Annotated in this window: 16 protein-coding genes; 11 read left to right on the top strand and 5 right to left on the bottom strand. The window is 62.8% G+C overall.

Features of this window, described 5'->3' with window-relative positions:
- Positions 1-93: 93 nt before the first annotated feature.
- Positions 94-480, bottom strand: coding sequence for a hypothetical protein (locus JQ600_RS13175; protein WP_212386841.1), 387 nt, complete (start codon positions 478-480; stop codon positions 94-96).
- Between the two features lie 147 nt (positions 481-627).
- Here JQ600_RS13175 and JQ600_RS13170 point away from each other — a divergent pair, with 147 nt between their 5' ends.
- Positions 628-1,401, top strand: a complete 774-nt coding sequence (locus JQ600_RS13170) for an enoyl-CoA hydratase-related protein (protein ID WP_212386839.1) — start codon at positions 628-630, stop codon at positions 1,399-1,401.
- On the opposite strand, the gene JQ600_RS13165 is transcribed toward JQ600_RS13170, so the two are convergent.
- The gene (locus tag JQ600_RS13165; protein WP_212386837.1) at positions 1,388-1,948 is read right to left on the bottom strand and encodes a PAS domain-containing protein; all 561 of its coding nucleotides are present in this window, start codon (positions 1,946-1,948) and stop codon (positions 1,388-1,390) included. The two genes, JQ600_RS13170 and JQ600_RS13165, sit on opposite strands and share 14 nt — an antisense overlap.
- 571 nt (positions 1,949-2,519) lie before the next feature.
- Between JQ600_RS13165 and JQ600_RS13160 the strand changes: the two genes are divergently transcribed.
- On the top strand, positions 2,520-3,314 hold the full coding sequence (locus JQ600_RS13160) for a rhomboid family intramembrane serine protease (protein ID WP_212386835.1): 795 nt from the start codon (positions 2,520-2,522) through the stop codon (positions 3,312-3,314).
- Positions 3,315-3,520: 206 nt separating this feature from the next.
- Entirely contained in the window at positions 3,521-3,949 is a 429-nt protein-coding gene (locus JQ600_RS13155) for a CBS domain-containing protein (RefSeq protein WP_212265835.1), read from the top strand.
- Between the two features lie 3 nt (positions 3,950-3,952).
- Here JQ600_RS13155 and JQ600_RS13150 read toward each other — a convergent pair whose 3' ends face one another.
- Positions 3,953-5,008, bottom strand: coding sequence for a patatin-like phospholipase family protein (locus JQ600_RS13150; RefSeq protein WP_312010908.1), 1,056 nt, complete (start codon positions 5,006-5,008; stop codon positions 3,953-3,955).
- Positions 5,009-5,241: 233 nt separating this feature from the next.
- Here JQ600_RS13150 and JQ600_RS13145 point away from each other — a divergent pair, with 233 nt between their 5' ends.
- Positions 5,242-6,309, top strand: a complete 1,068-nt coding sequence (locus tag JQ600_RS13145; RefSeq protein WP_212265834.1) for a hypothetical protein — start codon at positions 5,242-5,244, stop codon at positions 6,307-6,309.
- Positions 6,310-6,906: 597 nt separating this feature from the next.
- Here JQ600_RS13145 and JQ600_RS13140 read toward each other — a convergent pair.
- Positions 6,907-7,650: a phage integrase central domain-containing protein gene (locus JQ600_RS13140; RefSeq protein ID WP_212386833.1), complete on the bottom strand. Its 744-nt coding sequence runs from the start codon at positions 7,648-7,650 to the stop codon at positions 6,907-6,909.
- Positions 7,651-8,005: 355 nt separating this feature from the next.
- On the opposite strand from JQ600_RS13140, the gene JQ600_RS13135 reads away from it, so the two are divergent.
- The 6 genes from JQ600_RS13135 (at position 8,006) to JQ600_RS13110 (ending at position 15,327) form a co-directional block, all read left to right on the top strand.
- Entirely contained in the window at positions 8,006-9,472 is a 1,467-nt protein-coding gene (locus JQ600_RS13135; RefSeq protein ID WP_212386831.1) for an ATP-binding protein, read from the top strand.
- Complete coding sequence (locus JQ600_RS13130; RefSeq protein ID WP_212386828.1) at positions 9,469-12,429, top strand: bifunctional [glutamine synthetase] adenylyltransferase/[glutamine synthetase]-adenylyl-L-tyrosine phosphorylase; 2,961 nt, start codon at positions 9,469-9,471, stop codon at positions 12,427-12,429. Before JQ600_RS13135 ends, JQ600_RS13130 begins: the two co-directional genes overlap by 4 nt.
- A 181-nt stretch (positions 12,430-12,610) precedes the next feature.
- The gene (locus JQ600_RS13125; protein WP_212386825.1) at positions 12,611-12,988 is read left to right on the top strand and encodes a hypothetical protein; all 378 of its coding nucleotides are present in this window, start codon (positions 12,611-12,613) and stop codon (positions 12,986-12,988) included.
- 7 nt (positions 12,989-12,995) lie between these two features.
- The gene (locus tag JQ600_RS13120) at positions 12,996-13,181 is read left to right on the top strand and encodes a hypothetical protein (protein ID WP_212489941.1); all 186 of its coding nucleotides are present in this window, start codon (positions 12,996-12,998) and stop codon (positions 13,179-13,181) included.
- A gap of 145 nt (positions 13,182-13,326) precedes the next feature.
- Entirely contained in the window at positions 13,327-13,485 is a 159-nt protein-coding gene (locus tag JQ600_RS13115) for a hypothetical protein (protein ID WP_212265827.1), read from the top strand.
- Between the two features lie 1,641 nt (positions 13,486-15,126).
- Positions 15,127-15,327, top strand: a complete 201-nt coding sequence (locus JQ600_RS13110; RefSeq protein WP_212386822.1) for a hypothetical protein — start codon at positions 15,127-15,129, stop codon at positions 15,325-15,327.
- A gap of 85 nt (positions 15,328-15,412) precedes the next feature.
- Here JQ600_RS13110 and JQ600_RS13105 read toward each other — a convergent pair whose 3' ends face one another.
- Complete coding sequence (locus JQ600_RS13105; RefSeq protein WP_249135855.1) at positions 15,413-16,579, bottom strand: acyl-CoA desaturase; 1,167 nt, start codon at positions 16,577-16,579, stop codon at positions 15,413-15,415.
- A 533-nt stretch (positions 16,580-17,112) separates the two neighbouring features.
- Here JQ600_RS13105 and JQ600_RS13100 point away from each other — a divergent pair.
- Positions 17,113-18,009 carry a LysR family transcriptional regulator gene (locus JQ600_RS13100; RefSeq protein WP_212205530.1) on the top strand — a complete coding sequence of 299 codons (897 nt, stop codon included), beginning with the start codon at positions 17,113-17,115 and terminating at the stop codon, positions 18,007-18,009.
- Positions 18,010-18,015 lie beyond the last annotated feature (6 nt).

The raw sequence follows: 18,015 nt of genomic DNA, 5'->3' as shown, positions 1-18,015 counted from the left end.
ACCTTCAAGAGTTGTCGAGCAACCTCCGACCGCGAGCGAGCTATGTCAACGCGCGCACGGATTTCGGCCTGAACGTCGACCGGCGGTCGAAAGCTACTTCTGGACCAGCTGATTGAGATCCTGCTTGATCGAGTTGAGCAGCGACTCCAGCCGTTCCGGCCTGAAGGCGGGTTGCTCCGGCAAGACAGCTTGAACGGCCGGCTCCGCGATTGCGGTTTGAACGCGCTTCTCCGTGATGTCGGGCTTCTCGGTGATGACGGGTTTTTCGGGGAAGACAGGCCTTTCGGGGAAGACTTGCCGAACCGCTTGAACTTTACGGGCAGGCCGCTCCGGAAACACCGATCGAGCGGGCTCCTCGACCTGCGCGCCGGCTTCGACGAACTCGCCGTGCAAAACATCCTCGCGCCGTCCCATCAGCCACAGGACCGCCCAATAGGAAACCGCCAGTAAAATGACGCAGAAAATAATGATCTCAAACATGGCTCACGTCCAATCCGGTCAGTATCCCGGCAAAGGTCGTTTTCGGTCAAGACCGCTGAAAGCGATTGTTTGTCAGTGCGTTGTTTCGGTACCATCATGCTTAATGTCGGGCCCGGCAGGGCCGGCCAAATTTCGGGGAGGGATGCGATGCCGGGAGTGAAGCGGGACCGCGACGATGCCGTTGGCGTGCTGACGCTGGACGAGCCTGCGACGCTGAATGCGATGACGCCCGACCTGTTGGGCGATCTTGCCCTCGCGATCCCTGAGATGACCGAGGATCCCGGGGTACGGGCGCTGGTCCTGACCGGCGCCGGCCGCGGCTTTTGCTCCGGCCAGAACCTCAAGGCCGCGGCCATCCTCGGCGACGACATTGTCGATGGGGTGATGCGGTATTACTGGCCGGCCTTCAGGGCGCTGCGCGAATGCCAGGTGCCGATCGTGGTGGCGGTCAATGGCGTCGCCGCCGGCGGCGGCTTCAGTCTCGCGATGGCGGGAGACGTGATTGTCGCGGCGCGCTCGGCGAGCTTCATTCAGGTCTTCAGCCGGATCGCGCTGGTGCCTGATCTCGGCTCGACCTGGCTGTTGCCGCGGCTGGTCGGCCGGCAGCGCGCGCTCGAACTGATGTTGATGAACGAGCCGCTATCGGCCGAGACGGCCAGGGAATGGGGACTGGTCCGGGAAGTGTTCGATGATGCCGCGCTTCAGGGCGGCGCGCTGGCGCTGGCGCGCAAGCTTGCAAACGGTCCGACGCGGGCGCTGGTTGCGACGCGCCGCCTGCTCGAGGAGAGCGAACACGCCAGCTATGCCGATCAGTTCCGGCGCGAAATCGAGACGCAGGCCGAGATCCGCAAGAGCGCGGATGCGCTGGAGGGACGCAACGCGTTTCTTGAAAAGCGCGCCGCGCGGTTCAGCGGCCGGTAATCCCCTCATACACCATGAAGCCGCGCGCGATGGCGAGCTTGCGCAAGGCGCGGGGAACGAGTTTTTCCGGCCGGTGCAGATAGCGCCAGGACGTCAGCTTGAAATCCTTCAGCGTGCCGAGATCGTCCTCGAACGGCGCCAACAGGCCGGTGACGCTGATCGGCGCGTGCGCGCGGTTGTTGAACGGCAGCAGCAGCAATTCCAGATGCGCCGTCCGGCCGTCTTCCGACGTCGCGGTGATGCCGGCGACGGCGGCCAGCATTTCTTCGGCGACGTAAGTCACGACGTCTTCGATTTCGCGGCGGCTCTCTGGTGCGAACAGCGCCGAGAAGCTGCTGTCCTTTGCGTCGCGGCCGAGCAGGGCGCAGACCCGTGTTCCGGCGACGCGGAAGGGGAAGCCGGTCTCGTTTTCGTAACCCAGCACGAAGATGTCGCCGAGCAGTTCGCGTACCGCGGAAGGTTCGATCTCGCTGCGGTCAGGTGCCCGCGCGTGGCCGCGTTTTGCGTCCCAATAGGCAAAAAACTGACGGCTCGATGGATGTTTCATACGTTGGCCTCGCCCCCGCCCGTGGCAGGGCGGCACATATCTGTCCCGATTTTGCTCACGTGCTGTCCCTTCTGTGTTGTGCAGGACAGGCTGTGCAGCGTCCATGCCGTGGACGCGGTTTGGCCGCTTTGGCGGCGGCTTTGCGTTATTAACGTTAAATTAACTATGAGATTGGCGATCCCGGTGCGGCCTGCGTAGAGTGGAACGCATCGAGCCCGGCCGGCTTATCTCCGACTTACCGGCTCGGTTGGTACACAGGTGGCGTCAAACAGTTTGGTCGTCGCGCGGGGAGGGGTGGGGATGTTCCCCCAAGCTCCAGGGGCGCGAAAAGATCGGCACGACGAGGGAGGACGTTCTCAGCGTCCTCCCTTTTTCTTTGCTCTTTTTGGCATAGCGACCCTGTCTCGTGTCCCGGACGCAGTGCAGCGCTCTTGCGGTGCACTGCAGAGCCGGGGACACGGGTATGTCCACCACAGCCATTTTGTGCACTTGCACAGCGCGGGCAAAGCCGCCTATCTGGGCCGATTATCCCCAAAGCCGCCTCTAAAGGTCTCTAAAGGTCCCTGGCCCCTTGGAATCCCAGCCTGAAACCCAGCTTGAAGCCCCGGACGGTCCGCGAGAGCCGATCCTGACCCTGCCGGGTGCGCTGACGGCCTATGTCGCGCTGATCGCGGTCATTCACCTGCGGGTGCTGCTGCCGCCGGAACTCGAGAACTGGACCATCGACGTCTTCGGTTTCATTCCGAAACGCTACGATTCGACGCTGCTCAACATCGATTTTCCCGGCGGAGCGGGCGCCAAGGTCTGGACCTTCGTCACCTATTCGCTGCTGCACGCCAATCTCACCCATATCGGCTTCAACGTGCTGTGGCTGTTGCCGTTCGGCAGCGCGCTGGCGCGCCGGTTCGGCGCGGTCAGGTTTTACCTGTTCATGGCCGTGACGGCCGCGGCCGGCGCGATTGCACATCTGCTCACGCATGAACACGCGATCGCGCCGATGATCGGCGCGTCGGCGTCGGTGTCCGGCACCATGGCGGCCGCCATTCGCTTTGCCTTTGTGAAGGGAAGCTTTCTGTCGTTCAGCCGCGGCGACGCGGATGAAGCGGCGAAGGTGCCGGCGCTGTCGCTCGGACAGGCCTTTCGCGACACGCGCGTGCTGGGATTTCTGGCGGTGTGGTTCGGCGTCAACATCATCTTTGGCGTCGGATCGATTGCGATCGGCGCCGACGGCGGCACCGTGGCGTGGCAAGCGCATATCGGCGGATTTCTCGCCGGCCTGATGCTGTTTTCGCTGTTCGATCCGGTGCCACGGGCGGCAGCGCATGCTGCAGATGCGTCATCGCCTGACGAGGCCGACCGCGTCTGATCGTCGCTTGCGGCGCACCGCGATTTCATCCATCATCTTGACATGTGTGACACAAGACAAAGCCCGCTGCCATGCTGGACAGCCGAGCTTGTAGACCGCGCCTGAAACGAACGCTCTTGAAACGAGTTCGGCGCGGAACTGTTGATTGAAGACTCGCGAACAAGTCGAACCCCCAAAAGGGGTGCGCACCGATTCAGGAGGCGGCAATGACGGTACGTGCAATTCTCGATTCCAAAGGCCATGACATCCTGAACGTCGAGCCGGACGCCAAGCTCTCGGCCGCGGTCAAGCTCCTGGGCGAGCGCAAGATCGGCGCCGTGCTGGTCATGAACCAGGGACGCCTCGAAGGCATCTTGTCGGAACGCGACATCGTCCGTGTGCTCGGCGAGCGCGGCGCCAAGGTGCTGGATGAGCCGGTCAGCGCCGTGATGACGCGCAAGGTCGTCAGTTGCCGGGAGTCGGACACGGTCAGCGGCATCATGGAAATGATGACGCTGGGCAAGTTCAGGCATTTGCCTGTCGTCGAGGAGGGCAAGGTGGTCGGCCTGATCTCGATCGGCGACATCGTCAAGCGCCGTGTCCACGAATATGAAGCCGAGCAGGAAGCGCTGCGCGACTACATCAAGACCGCCTGAGCCCTATTCTTTCTCTGGTCCGGCCTTTTCGGCGGGCGCGGCGGCACCAGCCGCTGGCGGCGCCAGAATGTGGATCGCTTCCTGGATGGAATCGATGGCGCGCTCGGCGGCGCGCACGCCATGGGCGATCAGATCGTCGGCGCGGTGAAAATCGAACAAGCCGATCTTGCCGACCCGGGGCGAGATCAGGAGATCGGGCGGATCGCCGGCCAGCCGCGCGCGGGTGATGCGGTCCTGCATGATGTTGAAGGCGTCGACCATGACCGTGGAAATTCCCGGCCGGCCGGGCGCGCCGAAGAATTCGCGCTTTACGGTGCGTTCGGCGGAGAAGAATTTTCCTAGGCCGCGCTTCGGAGTTGCAGGTTCAGGCGCTGCTTCCGGCACAACCGCAAGCTCGGCGGAAGGGCCATGCGCATAGATCGTCGTCGAGTGGGTAAAGACGTCGCTGGAGAGATTGGCGGCGATGACGATCTCCGCGCCGAGGGCGCGGGCCGCCGACACCGGAACCGGGTTGACCAGCGCGCCATCGACCAGCCAGCGGTCGCCGATCAGGACCGGCGAGAATATTCCCGGCAGCGCGTATGAGGCCTGCATCGCGTCGATCATGCGGCCATGGGTCAGCCAGATCTCGTGGCCGGTGCGCACTTCGGTCGCAACAGTGGCGAATTTCACCGGCAGGTCCTCGATCAGGCCCTGACCCATCGTCGTCTCGAGTTGGGCGGCAAGCCTGCTGCCGCCGATCAGGCCGGAGCCGTTGAGACGGATATCGAGATAGCTGAAAATATTGCGCGGCTGCAGGCCGCGCGCCCATTCTTCCACCTTTTCGAGATTTCCGGAGGCGTAGCCGCCGCCGATCACCGCGCCCATCGACGTTCCCACCACGACATTGGGATGGATACCGTGGGCGACCAGGGTCTTGATGATGCCGATATGGGCGAACCCGCGCGCGGCGCCGCCGCCCAGCGCCAGCCCGATCACCGGCCGGCGGATGCTGCCGAGCCCTACCTCGTCACGGCCGTCGGAGCCCTTTTGGCCGCGGCCCATCCAGTTATCCAACACGAAAAACTCTCCTGCGGCTCAAGCATATTCGCCGCGGCATGGCCGTACCAGAATCATGTCAATCAATTCCAGATGCATGGTTTATGCCCGGCCAAAGCGGCCTAGGCGGAGATTATGACTGGACTGCGACCGCGTGATCAACTGCCGGTTCCTTGGTCCAGGAGGCTTCGGGCTGCTCTTTCGGGCTACTCTGCAGGCTTGAATTTGCCGCGTTTTCAGTGAAAAGCATGGCGATGACTTGGCGAGGCAATGGCATCGGCGGGGACGGGAGCGCATGGCGGCTTTTCCCGCGGCTTCTGCTTGCCTCAATGTTTGCCTTGGTGTTGCTGGCACCTGGCCCGGCTTCGGCCCAGATGTTCTCCGATCGCCCGCCGCCGGTGCCGCCGGGTTCGATTCCGGATGCACCGTCGGGTCCTGCGATGAACCTGGCGCCGCCGGGCTCGATTCCCGCCCTGCCGCCAACGCTGACGCAGCCGACCCTGGTGCCGCCGTCGATCGCCACCGTCCCGCCGGTTGCGCCGCCGCCGGGCGCCGCGACGCCTGGCCAGGCCGTGCTGTCGTTGACGGCGCGCTACGGCAAGGATTTGCCGGTCATCAACAGCGGGTTGGTGTGGCGGGTGTTCGCGGACAAGCCGGACGATAACGGCACGTTCCGCCTGATCCGCGAGGACCGCGGTGCGACCCCGAACATCGTGCTGCCGCCGGGCAATTATGTCGTGCACGTCGCGCTCGGCCTCGTCAGCGCGGTGCGGGCGGTGAGCCTGAAGTCGGAGACCGATCGGGAATCCTTCGTGCTTCCGGCCGGCGGCCTGCGCATCGAAGGCCGCGTCGGCACCTCCAAGATCCCGCCGAACCAGATTTCGTTCGCGATTTATAAAGGCAGCCAGTTCGACGGCGCGGAGCGGACCTCGCTGTTGCCCAACGTCGCCGGCGGCGACGTCGCGCTGCTGCCGGAGGGCACCTACTACATCATCTCCAACTACGGCGATGCCAATTCCGTTGTCCGTTCCGACATCCGCGTGCAGGCCGGCAAGCTGACCGACGTGATCGTCACCCATCGCGCCGCTGTGATCACGCTAAAGCTGGTCAGCGACAAGGGCGGCGAGGCGCTCGCCAACACCGCCTGGTCCGTCATCACGCCGGGCGGCGACGTCATCAAGGAATCGATCGGCGCATTTCCCCGCGTCGTCCTGTCCGAAGGCGAATACCGCGCCATCGCCAAGAACGAAGGCAAGGTGTTCGAGCGCCCGTTCAACGTCGTCAACGGCGTTGATGGCGAGGTCGAGGTCGTGGCGCGGTAGCGAACCTCATGGTGAGGAGCGCGTCTTCGCGCGTCTCCGGACGATGCTTCGCCGGGCGAACCGTGAGGCCCGTGGCCCGTCCCTCGAGACGGCCGCGTTAGATCTAACAAGCGAGGAAACCAATCGTGAGCAGGGTCGCTGCTTTGCAGCTCTCTCGCCATGCTTATCAAGACCCTGTCAGAACACCTGTTCTTCTATCCATCGAAGATAGTCAGCCGAGCCGTCCGGGGGCGAGGAGCCGTTTGGAGAGAGACATGGGCCGGCGGCGCCTTTCCATAGCCTACCCAATAGAGCCCAATATGCTCTACCACTGCACCTGCCGACGGAATCCCCGCGCTGATCGAACAGCCAGCACCAAGTAGCACGGTGCATTTTCGCGTTGTGCCTGGTTTCGGCCGCAGCGCCTCTACAATGTCTTCTAACCTGCGTGGGGGCGTTGGCATCAAACTATTCTCATGTTGGAATTGAGTGCACCAAGCAGCACTAAGCTGACACCGCATGCTGTAGGTTTGTGCGCCTCGTTAGGCGACGAGATTGAGCTTTGGCCGCTTTCTTGGTGGCTGCTCGCTCGACGTATCCTTGCGCGGCTTGATGAAGTCAGCCCATCTTCTCAGCCGGAACCATCCACGTCCTTGCTTCGAAGTCGAGCTCCGTCCACTCCATCAGCCGGATTTCCTGCCTCCGCGACACGGTGAGGATGCCGACTTCTGTGCAGCGCGCGGCGTTGCCGGGATCATAGCGCAGCCCTGTCATCATTCCCGGCATCTTCGTATATGGCGCGGACTGATGCCCCTTCTTGCGATTCAGCTTGCGAGGCGACGGCAGCAGGTGTTTGAGGTTGCCGCGCCATGCGGCCGGGTTCTCGCCCGCGCGCAGTCTCAACGCTTTGGCAGCATCTATCAGCCGCTCGATCCGCTGGCGCGTCCGCGACGCTGTGACCGGCTTCACGGTCCAGATCGCCTTGAGCGCCTCCAATACGTGCTCGGTGGTGATCTCCTGGAGCTTCTTGTTGTGCAGGCTCGGCACGTCCCGGATGGAGCGCTGCCACTGCTTTAACTCCTCTTCGGACAGCCCTTGGCACCAATCAGGATACTGCTCCTCGGCAAACTCCTTGAAGGTCTTGCTGCCCTGAGCGGTGGCCCGCTTTTTGACGCGCGGATCGATGCCCTCGCGCTTCAACGCGACCTTATAGTCGCGCGCCTTCTCGCGCGCCCCAAGGGTCAGAACGTCACCGCTTGCGCCGTCGCGGTCGCCAGCCCTGGCGAACTCCATCTGCGCCCGCTTGCCCTCGAGGTCGGTGAAGCGGAAGGCCCACACCCGATCACCGCTCTCGCGCACCACCAGATAAAGCCCCCACCGTCCGCATGCACGCCAGGTTGCAGGGATTTAACTTGGTTCGAATTGAGTGCCACTTTAACGTTCCCGTTCTGCTTACCACTTACCGTCACGGATGCTCGGTCGTGATGGTTAGTTGTTCCAAAATCGACCTGCTTTGGATCGGTGACCATCACGGATACTTTACGAGGGAAAGCAGCGTTAACTTGCCATTATTTCACCAAAACCGGCCGGCGTTCGGCGATTTTTAGCGAAGCCAGACGACGGTAGATGCCAGCAATACATTGAAAATAAATGGAAATAAAAGCTGTGACGACGGTCAGTGATAACAGACGAAGCACTCAGATTGGATACATGATCCGTGACGGCATTCGGTAAACTGATCCGCACCACGGCGTTTCGCCTGACGCTGGTCTACCTGTTTTTGTTTGCGCTGTTTGCCGCTTCGTTGCTGGGCTATTTCGCCTGGAATACGCGCCGGCTGATCAACGAGCAGATCACCGCGACCGTCAACGCCGAGATCGCCGAGATCGAGATCATCTACGCACGCCGCGGGCTGCAGGGCCTTGCCCTCACGCTCGGCCGCCGCACGCTGCGGCCCGGCGCCAACCTCTATCTCGTCACCACGCCGGCAGGAACGGCGTTCGGCGGCAATGTCGAATCGCTGTCTCCGGGCGTAATGGCCTCTTCGGGCTGGTCCGAGACGGCGTACCGCCGGCTCGACGAGCAGGACACCGCCCACCATCGCGCGCTGGTGCGCGTCACCCAACTCGACAACGGTTTTCGGCTGCTGGTCGGACGCGACCTCGAGGAACGAAGGCGGATGTTCGGCATCGTCGCCAACGCCGCGCAATGGTCGCTGCTGGTCGTCATCGTGCTCGGTCTCGGCGGTGGCATCTTCGTGGCGCGGCGGGTGCTGCACCGGATCGACGCCATGACCGGCACCACCCGGCGCATCATGGCCGGCGATCTCTCCGGCCGGCTGCCGGTGGGCCGCAGCGGCGACGAACTCGACCGGCTCGCGGAAAACCTCAACGCCATGCTGGAGCGGATCGAGGCCCTGATGACGGGGCTCAAGGAAGTCTCCGACAACATCGCCCATGACCTGAAGACACCGCTGACGCGGCTGCGCAACCGCGCCGAGGAGGCATTGGCGAGTTCAGGCAGCGAGAGCGAATACCGCGCCGCGCTCGAACGCACCATCGAGGAATCCGACGGCCTGATCCGCACCTTCAACGCGCTGTTGATGATCGCGCGCGCCGAGTCCGGGCAGGCGCGCGGCAACATGGACGATTTCGACGCCGCCGACGTCGCAAAAGGCATCCACGAACTCTACGAGCCGCTGGCCGAAGACGACGGCCTGACCTTGCGCGTCAGGGCCGCACCCGCAGCCCTGCACGGCAACCGCGAGCTGATCAGCCAGGCGCTGGCCAATCTGGTCGAGAACGCGATCAAATACGGCAAGCCGGATCCGGCGGTGCAGCCGCTGGACGCCGCGGTGGCGGCACGTTCCCGGGAGATCCTGATCGAGTCGCGGCGCGAGGGCGATACCGTGCTGCTCAGCGTCACCGATCACGGCCCCGGCATTCCCGAAGGCGATCGCAAGCACGCGGTGGAACGGTTCGTGCGGCTGGAGGCCAGCCGGACGCTGCCGGGGTCCGGCCTCGGCCTCAGCCTGGCCTCGGCGGTGGCAACCCTGCATGGCGGCGAACTGCGGCTCGGCGATGCGCATCCGGGCCTGGTCGCGACGCTGGCCATTCCGGCGCGCGCGGCCTCCGGTGACAGGCTTGCGGCTCAAACGCAGGATGTGCCACAGAAGGTGGCATGAACTCATCCGCGCCGGGCAACGCGGAAGGACAGGGCCTCGCCGCGCGCTTCGTGGACGGGCCGCATGTCTCCGCTTCCAGCAATGCCGAACAGATATTTTCAGCCTGGCTCTCCGAACTGGAGCCGGCGCAGTCGGCTGCGCTCGAGGCCGTGCTGGCGCAGCCGTTCGCCAGGCGCATCCTGCTGGGCATCGCGGAGTTCTCGCCCTATCTGTTCGATCTGTTCCGCGCCGACGCCGCGCGGCTGATCCGCTTGCTGGCGTGCGACCCGGAGTCGCACCTTTCCTCGCTGATCGAGAAAACCACCAGCGACGTATTCAATGCGGCCAGCGAAGCCGACGTGATGCATCTGCTTCGCCGCATGAAGGCGGAAGCCGCGTTGATGACCGCGCTGTGCGACATCGGCGGGGTCTGGCCTGTGATGCGCGTGACGGCGGCGCTGACCGATCTCGCGGTCGCTTCAGTGCAGGCGGCGCTGCGGTTCCTGCTCCGACAGGAGGTCGTGCGCGGCCGGATGAATGCAGCCAACCATGACCGGCCCGAGGAAGGCTGCGGCCTGATCGTGCTCGCGATGGGCAAGATGGGCGCAGGCGAACTGAACTACTCCAGCGACATCGACCTGATCGTGTTCTTCGATCCCGCCGCGACCTCGCTCGTCGCCGACATCGAACCGGCGCCGTTCTTCGTGCGCGTCACGCAGGCGCTCGCACGGATTCTGCAGCAGCGCAGCGGCGACGGCTATGTGTTCCGCGTCGATCTGCGGCTGCGCCCCGATCCCGCCTCGACGCAAGTCGCGATGTCGACCGACGCGGCGCTGCATTATTACGAGCGGGAAGGGCGCACCTGGGAACGCGCCGCGATGATCAAGGCGCGGCCCTGCGCCGGTGATCCCAAGGCCGGCGAGGCGCTGATTGCCGAACTGGCACCGTTTGTCTGGCGCAAGCATCTCGATTTCGCCGCGCTTGCCGACGTCCATGACATGAAGCGGCAGATGCAGACCTATCGCGGCCAAAGCGAGATCTCGGTCGAGGGCCATAACGTCAAGGTCGGCCGCGGCGGCATCCGCGAAATCGAATTCTTCGCCCAGACCCAGCAATTGATCGCGGGTGGCCGGCATCCGCATTTGCGGGTGCGGCCGACGCTGCAGGCGTTGCAGGTGCTGGCGACCAGCAACTGGATCACGTTTCAGGCGCAGGAAGAGCTCACCATCGCTTACGAATATCTGCGCCGCGTCGAGCACCGGCTGCAGATGATATCGGACGAGCAGACCCATGCGCTGCCCGACGAGCCCGAAGCCATGGAGCGTTTCGCAAACTTCTTCGGCTATGAGAGCCGCGCCGCCTTCGCAAAAGATTTGCTCGGCCACCTCAAGACAGTGCAGGGGCATTACAGCAAGCTGTTCGAGGGCGATCCGACCGGCACCGAGAAACTGCCCGATGTCAATTACGGCGCGGGACCCGAAGACCCGCGGCTGCTGGATCATTTGGCGACGCTCGGTTTCAAGAAGCCGGTCATGGTCGCAGGCACCCTGCAGCAATGGATGACGGGCGATTATCGCGGGCTGCGTAACGAGGCCACCAAAAGCGCGTTCATCGAATTCATCCCCGGCCTGATCGACGGCCTCGCGCATGCCGAGGACCCCGACGATGCCGTGACGGCGTTCGACCGTTTCCTCGGCGCGCTGCAGCGCGGCGGGCGGTTGATCTCGCTATTGAGCCAGAACCGCGATCTCGTTGCGCTGGTGGCGCTGATCCTCGGCGCCGCGCCGCGGCTCGGCGACATGCTGGCGCGTCAGCCGCAGATCATGGACGGCTTGATCGACCCGCGCTTTTTCGGCGCGATGCCGGACCAGAAGGAATTGTCCGCGCGGCTTGCGACGACATTGAAGGACGCGGATTCCTACGAGGACTTTCTCGACCGGTTGCGGTTGTTCGGCCAGGAAAGCCTGTTCCTGATCGGCACGCGCATTCTTTCAGGTACCGTATCGGCGCAGCAGGCCAGCGTCGCCTTTGCCGATGTGGCCGAAGGTATCGTGAACACCGTGCATGGTCTCGTCACCGACCAGTTCGCGACCCAATATGGCAGGATCAAAGGGCAGGAGACCGCGATCATTGCGATGGGCCGGCTCGGCAGCCGCGAGATGACCGCGTCCTCCGATCTCGATCTGATCCTGCTTTATGATTTCGACGAGGAGTATCCGGATTCCGACGGCGAGCGGTCGCTGCACGGCGCGCAGTATTTTGCGCGGCTGACCCAGCGCCTGATCTCGGCCTTCACGACGCGGACCAATTACGGCGTGCTCTATGACGTCGACATGCGGCTGCGCCCCTCGGGCCGCGCCGGCCCGGTGGCGTCGCGGATCGATTCATTCGCCGACTATCAGGAACGCGAGGCCTGGACCTGGGAGCACATGGCGCTGACGAGGGCGCGGGTGATTTCGGCATCCCCTGCGTTCCGCAAGAAGATCGAGGACATCATCCGCGGCGTCTTGATCCGCTCCCGCGATCCCGCCAGCACCGCGACCGACGTCGCCGACATGCGCCGCGCCATCGCGCTGGAAAAGGGCGAGGACGACATCTGGGATTTGAAACTCGCCGCCGGCGGCCTCGTCGATATCGATTTCATCGCGCAATATCTGCAGCTCGCACATGCCTCCCAGAAGCCCGAAATCCTCAGCGTCTCCACCCTGCAGGTGCTCGACAACGCCGCTCGGTCAGGCGTGCTGCCGCAAGCCGAAGCCGAAGTGCTGCGCCAGGCTGCGCGGCTCTATCACGACCTGACCCAGATTTTGCGTTTGTGCGTGAACGGCAAGTTCAACCCGGAAACCGCAGGCGAGAATCTGCAGCGCGTAATGGCGCGCGCCGGCGACACCCCGGATTTCTCGACGCTGCAGGCAAGGGTAAGGGAGACCGAGGCGGAGGTGCGACGGGTGTTTCTGGCGCTGGTGGGTGGGGGGTAATTCACAGGATGTGCGATGCGTCGTGGATTCGCTAAGCAGCAACCTTTTGTTGGCCATGGAAATCCCGCGCATCATTTGGCGGGAAGGCAGTACTAATACCGGGAAGCGCCAAACTGCCTGCGAGTGCCTTGTGTTCCCGCCACAGTAGGCGCAACACCTCCTGGGCAGGGGGAAGTCAAAAATGCGAAATCTCGGGATCGTGGTGCTTTGCACCGCGCTGGCTGGCTGCGCGTCGAGTTCATCTGATATCATGCCGGCTTACGTCTCGCCGGTCGCGTATCAGAGTTATACGTGTCAGCAACTGGCTCAGGAAGCACAGGCCGTTTCAACCCGGGCCGCTTCGCTATCGGGCGTTCAGGATCAAAAGCGAACCAACGACGGCCTGGCAACCGCCGCGGCCGTTGTCATCTTTTGGCCAGCCGCGTTTTTCGTCGGCGGCGACAAGCAGACCGCAGCCGAGCTTGCCCAAATGAAGGGGCAGATGGTTGCCATTGAACAAGCCGCAAACATCAAGAAGTGCGGCATCCAATTCCAGGGGCAGCGGCCACCGGGGACATGAGCCGACCATGACCGGCGATGAATCAAGGAATCTCAAGGTCGGTAGTCGCATTCGCTGGGGTGCAGATGAAGGCGATCAGGCAACCGTCACGGAGAGGAACTGGTCGGGCGTATCCCTTAAATGGGATAATCGGGCCGAACAGTCCATTTTGAACAATGACATGAAATTGGCGTCTCTCATTTCAAGGAAATGATAGCTGTATTGCCAAATCGACCCAGGCTGCGCTTTTTCCCGACCCGCCGCCGCTTGTACAAATTCGCACAGGATGAGCAATATTGATCAGCGTCTTGGGGCGGCCAGCGTGCATATTGGCGGGATCACCACCCAGGAGGCAGCGAATGAAAATCATGACGCAAAAAATCAGGGAGCATACGTGCTCCGCCTGCAAAGGAACGGGCTTCCCCGTGGTGAAGCAGCCTGTGCTGGCAACCCGCAGAATCTATCCGGCCAAGTGCGTGGCCTGTACCGGCAAAGGAAAAATTACCGACGCTGATTGAGGTGCCTTGTACGATACGCAATTGCCGATCGGGAATGACGCAAAAAAGGCGAGCGCAATCAACAAAATTTGCCCGACGGGCAAATCAATTCTGATTTACGGAAATCGTGTCAAGTCCAGAATTTCCGAAAATCAAAAATATTTTCCTTTCCTTCGACCCAAATCATCGGCACATTCTCGCCATCCCGTCCCACTCAGAGGGGCGTTGGCCATCGTCACAACGAGGGGCGGGTCGCGGTGGACGCTGATGTTGCGATTGACGGTCGCGGCTGATGCGTACGGTGAAGGCGTGTGGTCCTGGCGCCCGTAACGGCGTCAAGTCTTTCGGGAGCTAACGCTTCCGAGGGGCGACGGTGGCAATAGAGGCCGTCTCACCGGGGAGAGCGCGTTATAAGCCGTAAAGCCACTGCGCAGGGAATGTCGGATGCTCTCCGCTGCCCTGTATGCTCATGTGCAGCATTCTTATGCACAATCGCACATGAGACCGCGGGTGCAGCGCGCATCCGGCATTCCCTGCGCCCTCTGAATTTTGGGGGTGAAGAATTTGATAGCAAACCTCGGACGCACCGCGCCGCGAGAACGCGAAACTATATCCGCGTCGTCCCGGCCTAGTGCGCAATTGCGCACGGGGGGCCGGGACCCATACGCCGCGGCCCATCGGTAAGAGCGCCGGCATTAGTGACCTTCCGCAACAACGAGCGTCACGGAGTATGGGTCCCGGCCTTCGCCGGACGACGAGTGGAGAGAGCTGAGAAGCGCAACGACGTGCTGGGCTGTTTGAAATTTGAATCGGAAGCGCAATGAAGGCGAAGCGCCTTGGGGCAAGCAGCGCTTATCCGTGATGGCGCGCACAGCCGCGATCGTCGGCCGACATGAGGCTGCCGGTCCGACAACGGGTGGTCCGTTGCCGGACCAACCATGGAGACAGCCAATGACTTCGCACATTGTCACCGCAGCGACAGACCGTGGCTCTAGACGTGAGGCGCGCTCGATCCGCGCAATCGTTCGACATACCAGAATGCCCAGATGGCAACGAACGAGAGGACGAATATCCCCCCGCATGCAAGGAACGTTGATCCAAAACTTGTTTCCATGACATCCTCCAACAGGGTTGATCGCTTGCAGTCCCACCAGTCGATGTTGCGCATCAAGCTGGTTTCAAATCGCGCGGTAGCGGCGGACGTTCACTTGCCCGTCAGAGCGTCAATGCCGCTGACGTTTCACTGGGTCGGTCATTCCCGACAGCGCTTTGCGAGCGAGATCTCGTTCGCGGATCAATCGATCCATGAACTGACCTCGAACTGAGGCGGGAGTGTTACCGAACTCTCAGTCACCGAAGGGTGCCACGGGCAGGGCGGTGATAAGGCAGGATGCGCGCTATTACGCGAAAGTGCCAATCAATAGTGCTCATGCAAGCCAAATGTTTTTGACCGCGCACCATGGATGTCGGAACTTTTGCGCGCAAAGGCTAACAGAAGGCGGAAACTATTCCGCCAGTTTTTGTGGTGGGCGATGGCCCCGCAGCCTGTCCTGGGCCCGCGCGGCGCTCACGTGACGACAGTCACGGAAGAGTTGGCCTTGCCGGCATAGGTTGCAATCACAACGAGCGATGATCGCTTGCGCCAACGGATGGAGACTTGCCATGACCAAGGTCAATCATGAACTGCGCATCGATGAGCTGGATCTGATCAGTGGAGGCGGCTTGAAATCGGCGTTTGATAAGCTGCCGACCACCACCACCACGACCGGCGGCTCCGGCACCGGTGCGCCGGATTGGTGGAAGCCGTTCCCCGGCTATCTGACCATGGATTCAGTCAGGGCGCTCGGCCCCATTGGATTCTGATAGTCTGAATGGCTTGCAGGGCGGAATGGCACTTGTCACGCCGTAGCCCAACGGGCGAAGGCGGAATCCATTCCGCCGCTTTTTCCTAAGCCCGCACCGCAATCAGCTGCGAGCCGACCGCGCCCAGCAGGAGCTGGTGCGCGCGATCGACGATTTCGTCGAGCGAGCGGGTGCGCGCAAACATGGCCTGCGCCTGCGCCAGTAATTCGTCGCGCGTGGGAATCCTCGGATGGAACGACGCCAGTACTTCGGCCGTTTGCGACCGGGCCTGGCTCAGCGTCTCCTGCAACGCCAGCAATTCGGATGAATGCAGCGCCGACGAAACGGCGAGCGCAATCCGCTCGGGATTGAACCATGCGACGAGTTCGTCGGCGGCGCGATTGATGACGCGCGAACCCAGCCGCTGCTCGTTGCGCAGCACCTCCGCGGGCGGCGTCTTCAGGTCCCGGACGACGCGAACGAATGACAGCGCCTTCAGGATATAAAAGGTGACGTCGATTTCCCACCAGCGAAAACCCTGGCGGGCGCTGCTCTGGTAGGCGTGATGGTTGTTGTGCCAGCCTTCGCCCATGGTGAAGAACGCCAGCAGCCAGTTGTTGCGGGAATCATCGCCGGTGACGTAGCGCTTGCGGCCGTGAACATGCGCCAGCGAATTGATGCAGAAGGTCGCGTGATAGAGCAGCACCGTGCTCCAGACGAAACCGACCACGAGGCCAGACCATCCGCCGATCAGGAAACAGGTGATCGCGAGGATCACGCTCGGCAGCTGTTCGAACCGGTGCAGGAACCTCAATTCCGGAAAGGCCGCAAAATCCGCGATCTTGACCAGATCGGTCAGGTCGTGTTGCCGGTAAAAAATCCATCCGACATGGCTGTAGAAGAAGCCCTTGTGGCGCGGCGAATGCACGTCATGTTGCGTATCGGAATGCAGATGGTGGTGGCGATGCTTGGCGGCCCACCACAGCACGCTCTTCTGGGTGGTGCTTTGGGCCAGGAACGCCAGCACGAATTGAAACAGCCGGCTGGTCGAATAGGAGCGGTGCGAGAAGTAGCGGTGATATCCCGCCGTGATCGCGAACATGCGCAGCCAGTACAGCGTCACGCAGATCGCGACGGCCTGCCAGGTGATGCCGGTCCAGAACGCGGCAAAGCAGCTGAGGTGCAGCACGATGAACGGCAGCGCGGACGGGTACATGATGTCGTCATGCGCATCGGCGGTTTGGGCGTCGGCATTGTCTGGCTTGTCGGACATGAAGTGCGTACTTGGCTCCCTGGCGCATGCCGGCCGCTGCCGGGCATGACTCACGGCTGATGGACGAGGTGATGATCGCATCCACCGGTTAAAGACCCGCTGAGGGGCCGGACGATGTTAGTCGAGAGTGGGCTGAGGCTCGTCAGTCACGCGCACTATGGGCGGGGCCAAGTCGGTCGGCCGAAGTTCGATCACCATAAATAGTTCCGGCCAGCTGGCGGCGCAAGGCAATGTCCGGTACCGATCCTGAGGCCGTGGGTCGCACTCGGCCGAAAGGGGCGCGGGGCAGGCGAAAGGGCAGGCGAAATGACGGCCGGCCCCGCGCCCTGATCGGAATTGGAATTGTTCCAATTATTGGGAACCCGTTCCATGCCGCTCGCCCGATAGGACCTGAAAATCGGGCGATATCAGTATCCAATGAGCGCCGATACCGTGTATCGGAGTTCGGCTTTTGACGTATGGGTCCAGCGGTGGCCGTGGTATTTGTCACCGCGGGACGATGGGGTTAACCGACCAGATTCACTGAGGCCTTCTTGCTCGATAAGCTTGAACTATTGCTGGCGCTCGCAAAGGAGCGGCATTTCGGACGCGCCGCCGAGGCGTGCGGCGTCACCCAGCCGACCATGTCGACGAGCCTCAAGCAGCTCGAGGAAATCCTCGGCGTCATGCTGGTGCAGCGTGGCTCGCGCTTTCAGGGTTTTACGCCCGAGGGCGAACGCACGCTCGACTGGGCGCGGCGGATCGTCGGCGACACCCGCGCCATGCGGCAGGAGATCAACAGCCTCAAGGACAAGCTCTCCGGCGAGATCAGGCTGGCGGCAATCCCCACCGTGCTCGGCATGGTGGCGCAGCTCACCACGCCGTTCCGCGCGCGCCATCCCGATGTGCGTTTCCAGATCCGGTCATGCACCTCGGCCGAGGTGCTGGGGCTGTTGGAAAATCTCGAGGTCGACGCCGGGCTGACCTATATCGAGAACGAGCCGATCGGCAAGGTTCGCACCATTCCGCTCTACAACGAGAGCTACCGCCTGCTGACCGCGCCCGATGCGATGTTCGGCGATCGCAAGCAGGTCACCTGGAAGGAAGTCGGCCAGGTGCCGCTGTGCCTGTTGACGCCGGACATGCAGAACCGCCGGATCATCGACCGCGCGCTGACGTCGGTCGGCGCCGAGGCGATGCCGACGCTGACGTCGAACTCGCTGCTGGTGCTCTATACCCACGTCAAAACCGGACGCTGGGCGAGCGTGATGCCGGCGAAGCTGGCGGAGACGTTGGGGCTCGCGGACACCGTCCGCAGCATTCCGATCGTCGATCCCGTGGTCGATTACAGCATCGGCATGGTGATCCCGCAGCGCGATCCGATGACGCCGCTGATCGCAGCCCTGGTGCAGATCGCCCGCGAAGTCGCGCCGACCCTGGAATCGGCTTGAGGGCCG

The sequence above is a fragment of the Bradyrhizobium sp. AUGA SZCCT0176 genome (genome assembly GCF_018130145.1).
Taxonomy (GTDB): Bacteria; Pseudomonadota; Alphaproteobacteria; order Rhizobiales; family Xanthobacteraceae; genus Bradyrhizobium.
Note: the sequence above shows the minus strand (reverse complement) of the source record. Positions and strands in the feature narration are given on the sequence as shown.

Coding starts and splice junctions, on each gene's coding strand:
- JQ600_RS13155 (WP_212265835.1), top strand. CDS start 3,521: ATGACGGTACGTGCAATTCTCGATTCCAAAGGCCATGACATCCTGAAC.
- JQ600_RS13175 (WP_212386841.1), bottom strand. CDS start 480: ATGTTTGAGATCATTATTTTCTGCGTCATTTTACTGGCGGTTTCCTAT.
- JQ600_RS13165 (WP_212386837.1), bottom strand. CDS start 1,948: ATGAAACATCCATCGAGCCGTCAGTTTTTTGCCTATTGGGACGCAAAA.
- JQ600_RS13120 (WP_212489941.1), top strand. CDS start 12,996: ATGACCGGCGATGAATCAAGGAATCTCAAGGTCGGTAGTCGCATTCGC.
- JQ600_RS13170 (WP_212386839.1), top strand. CDS start 628: ATGCCGGGAGTGAAGCGGGACCGCGACGATGCCGTTGGCGTGCTGACG.
- JQ600_RS13145 (WP_212265834.1), top strand. CDS start 5,242: ATGACTTGGCGAGGCAATGGCATCGGCGGGGACGGGAGCGCATGGCGG.
- JQ600_RS13115 (WP_212265827.1), top strand. CDS start 13,327: ATGAAAATCATGACGCAAAAAATCAGGGAGCATACGTGCTCCGCCTGC.
- JQ600_RS13110 (WP_212386822.1), top strand. CDS start 15,127: ATGACCAAGGTCAATCATGAACTGCGCATCGATGAGCTGGATCTGATC.
- JQ600_RS13130 (WP_212386828.1), top strand. CDS start 9,469: ATGAACTCATCCGCGCCGGGCAACGCGGAAGGACAGGGCCTCGCCGCG.
- JQ600_RS13125 (WP_212386825.1), top strand. CDS start 12,611: ATGCGAAATCTCGGGATCGTGGTGCTTTGCACCGCGCTGGCTGGCTGC.
- JQ600_RS13105 (WP_249135855.1), bottom strand. CDS start 16,579: ATGTCCGACAAGCCAGACAATGCCGACGCCCAAACCGCCGATGCGCAT.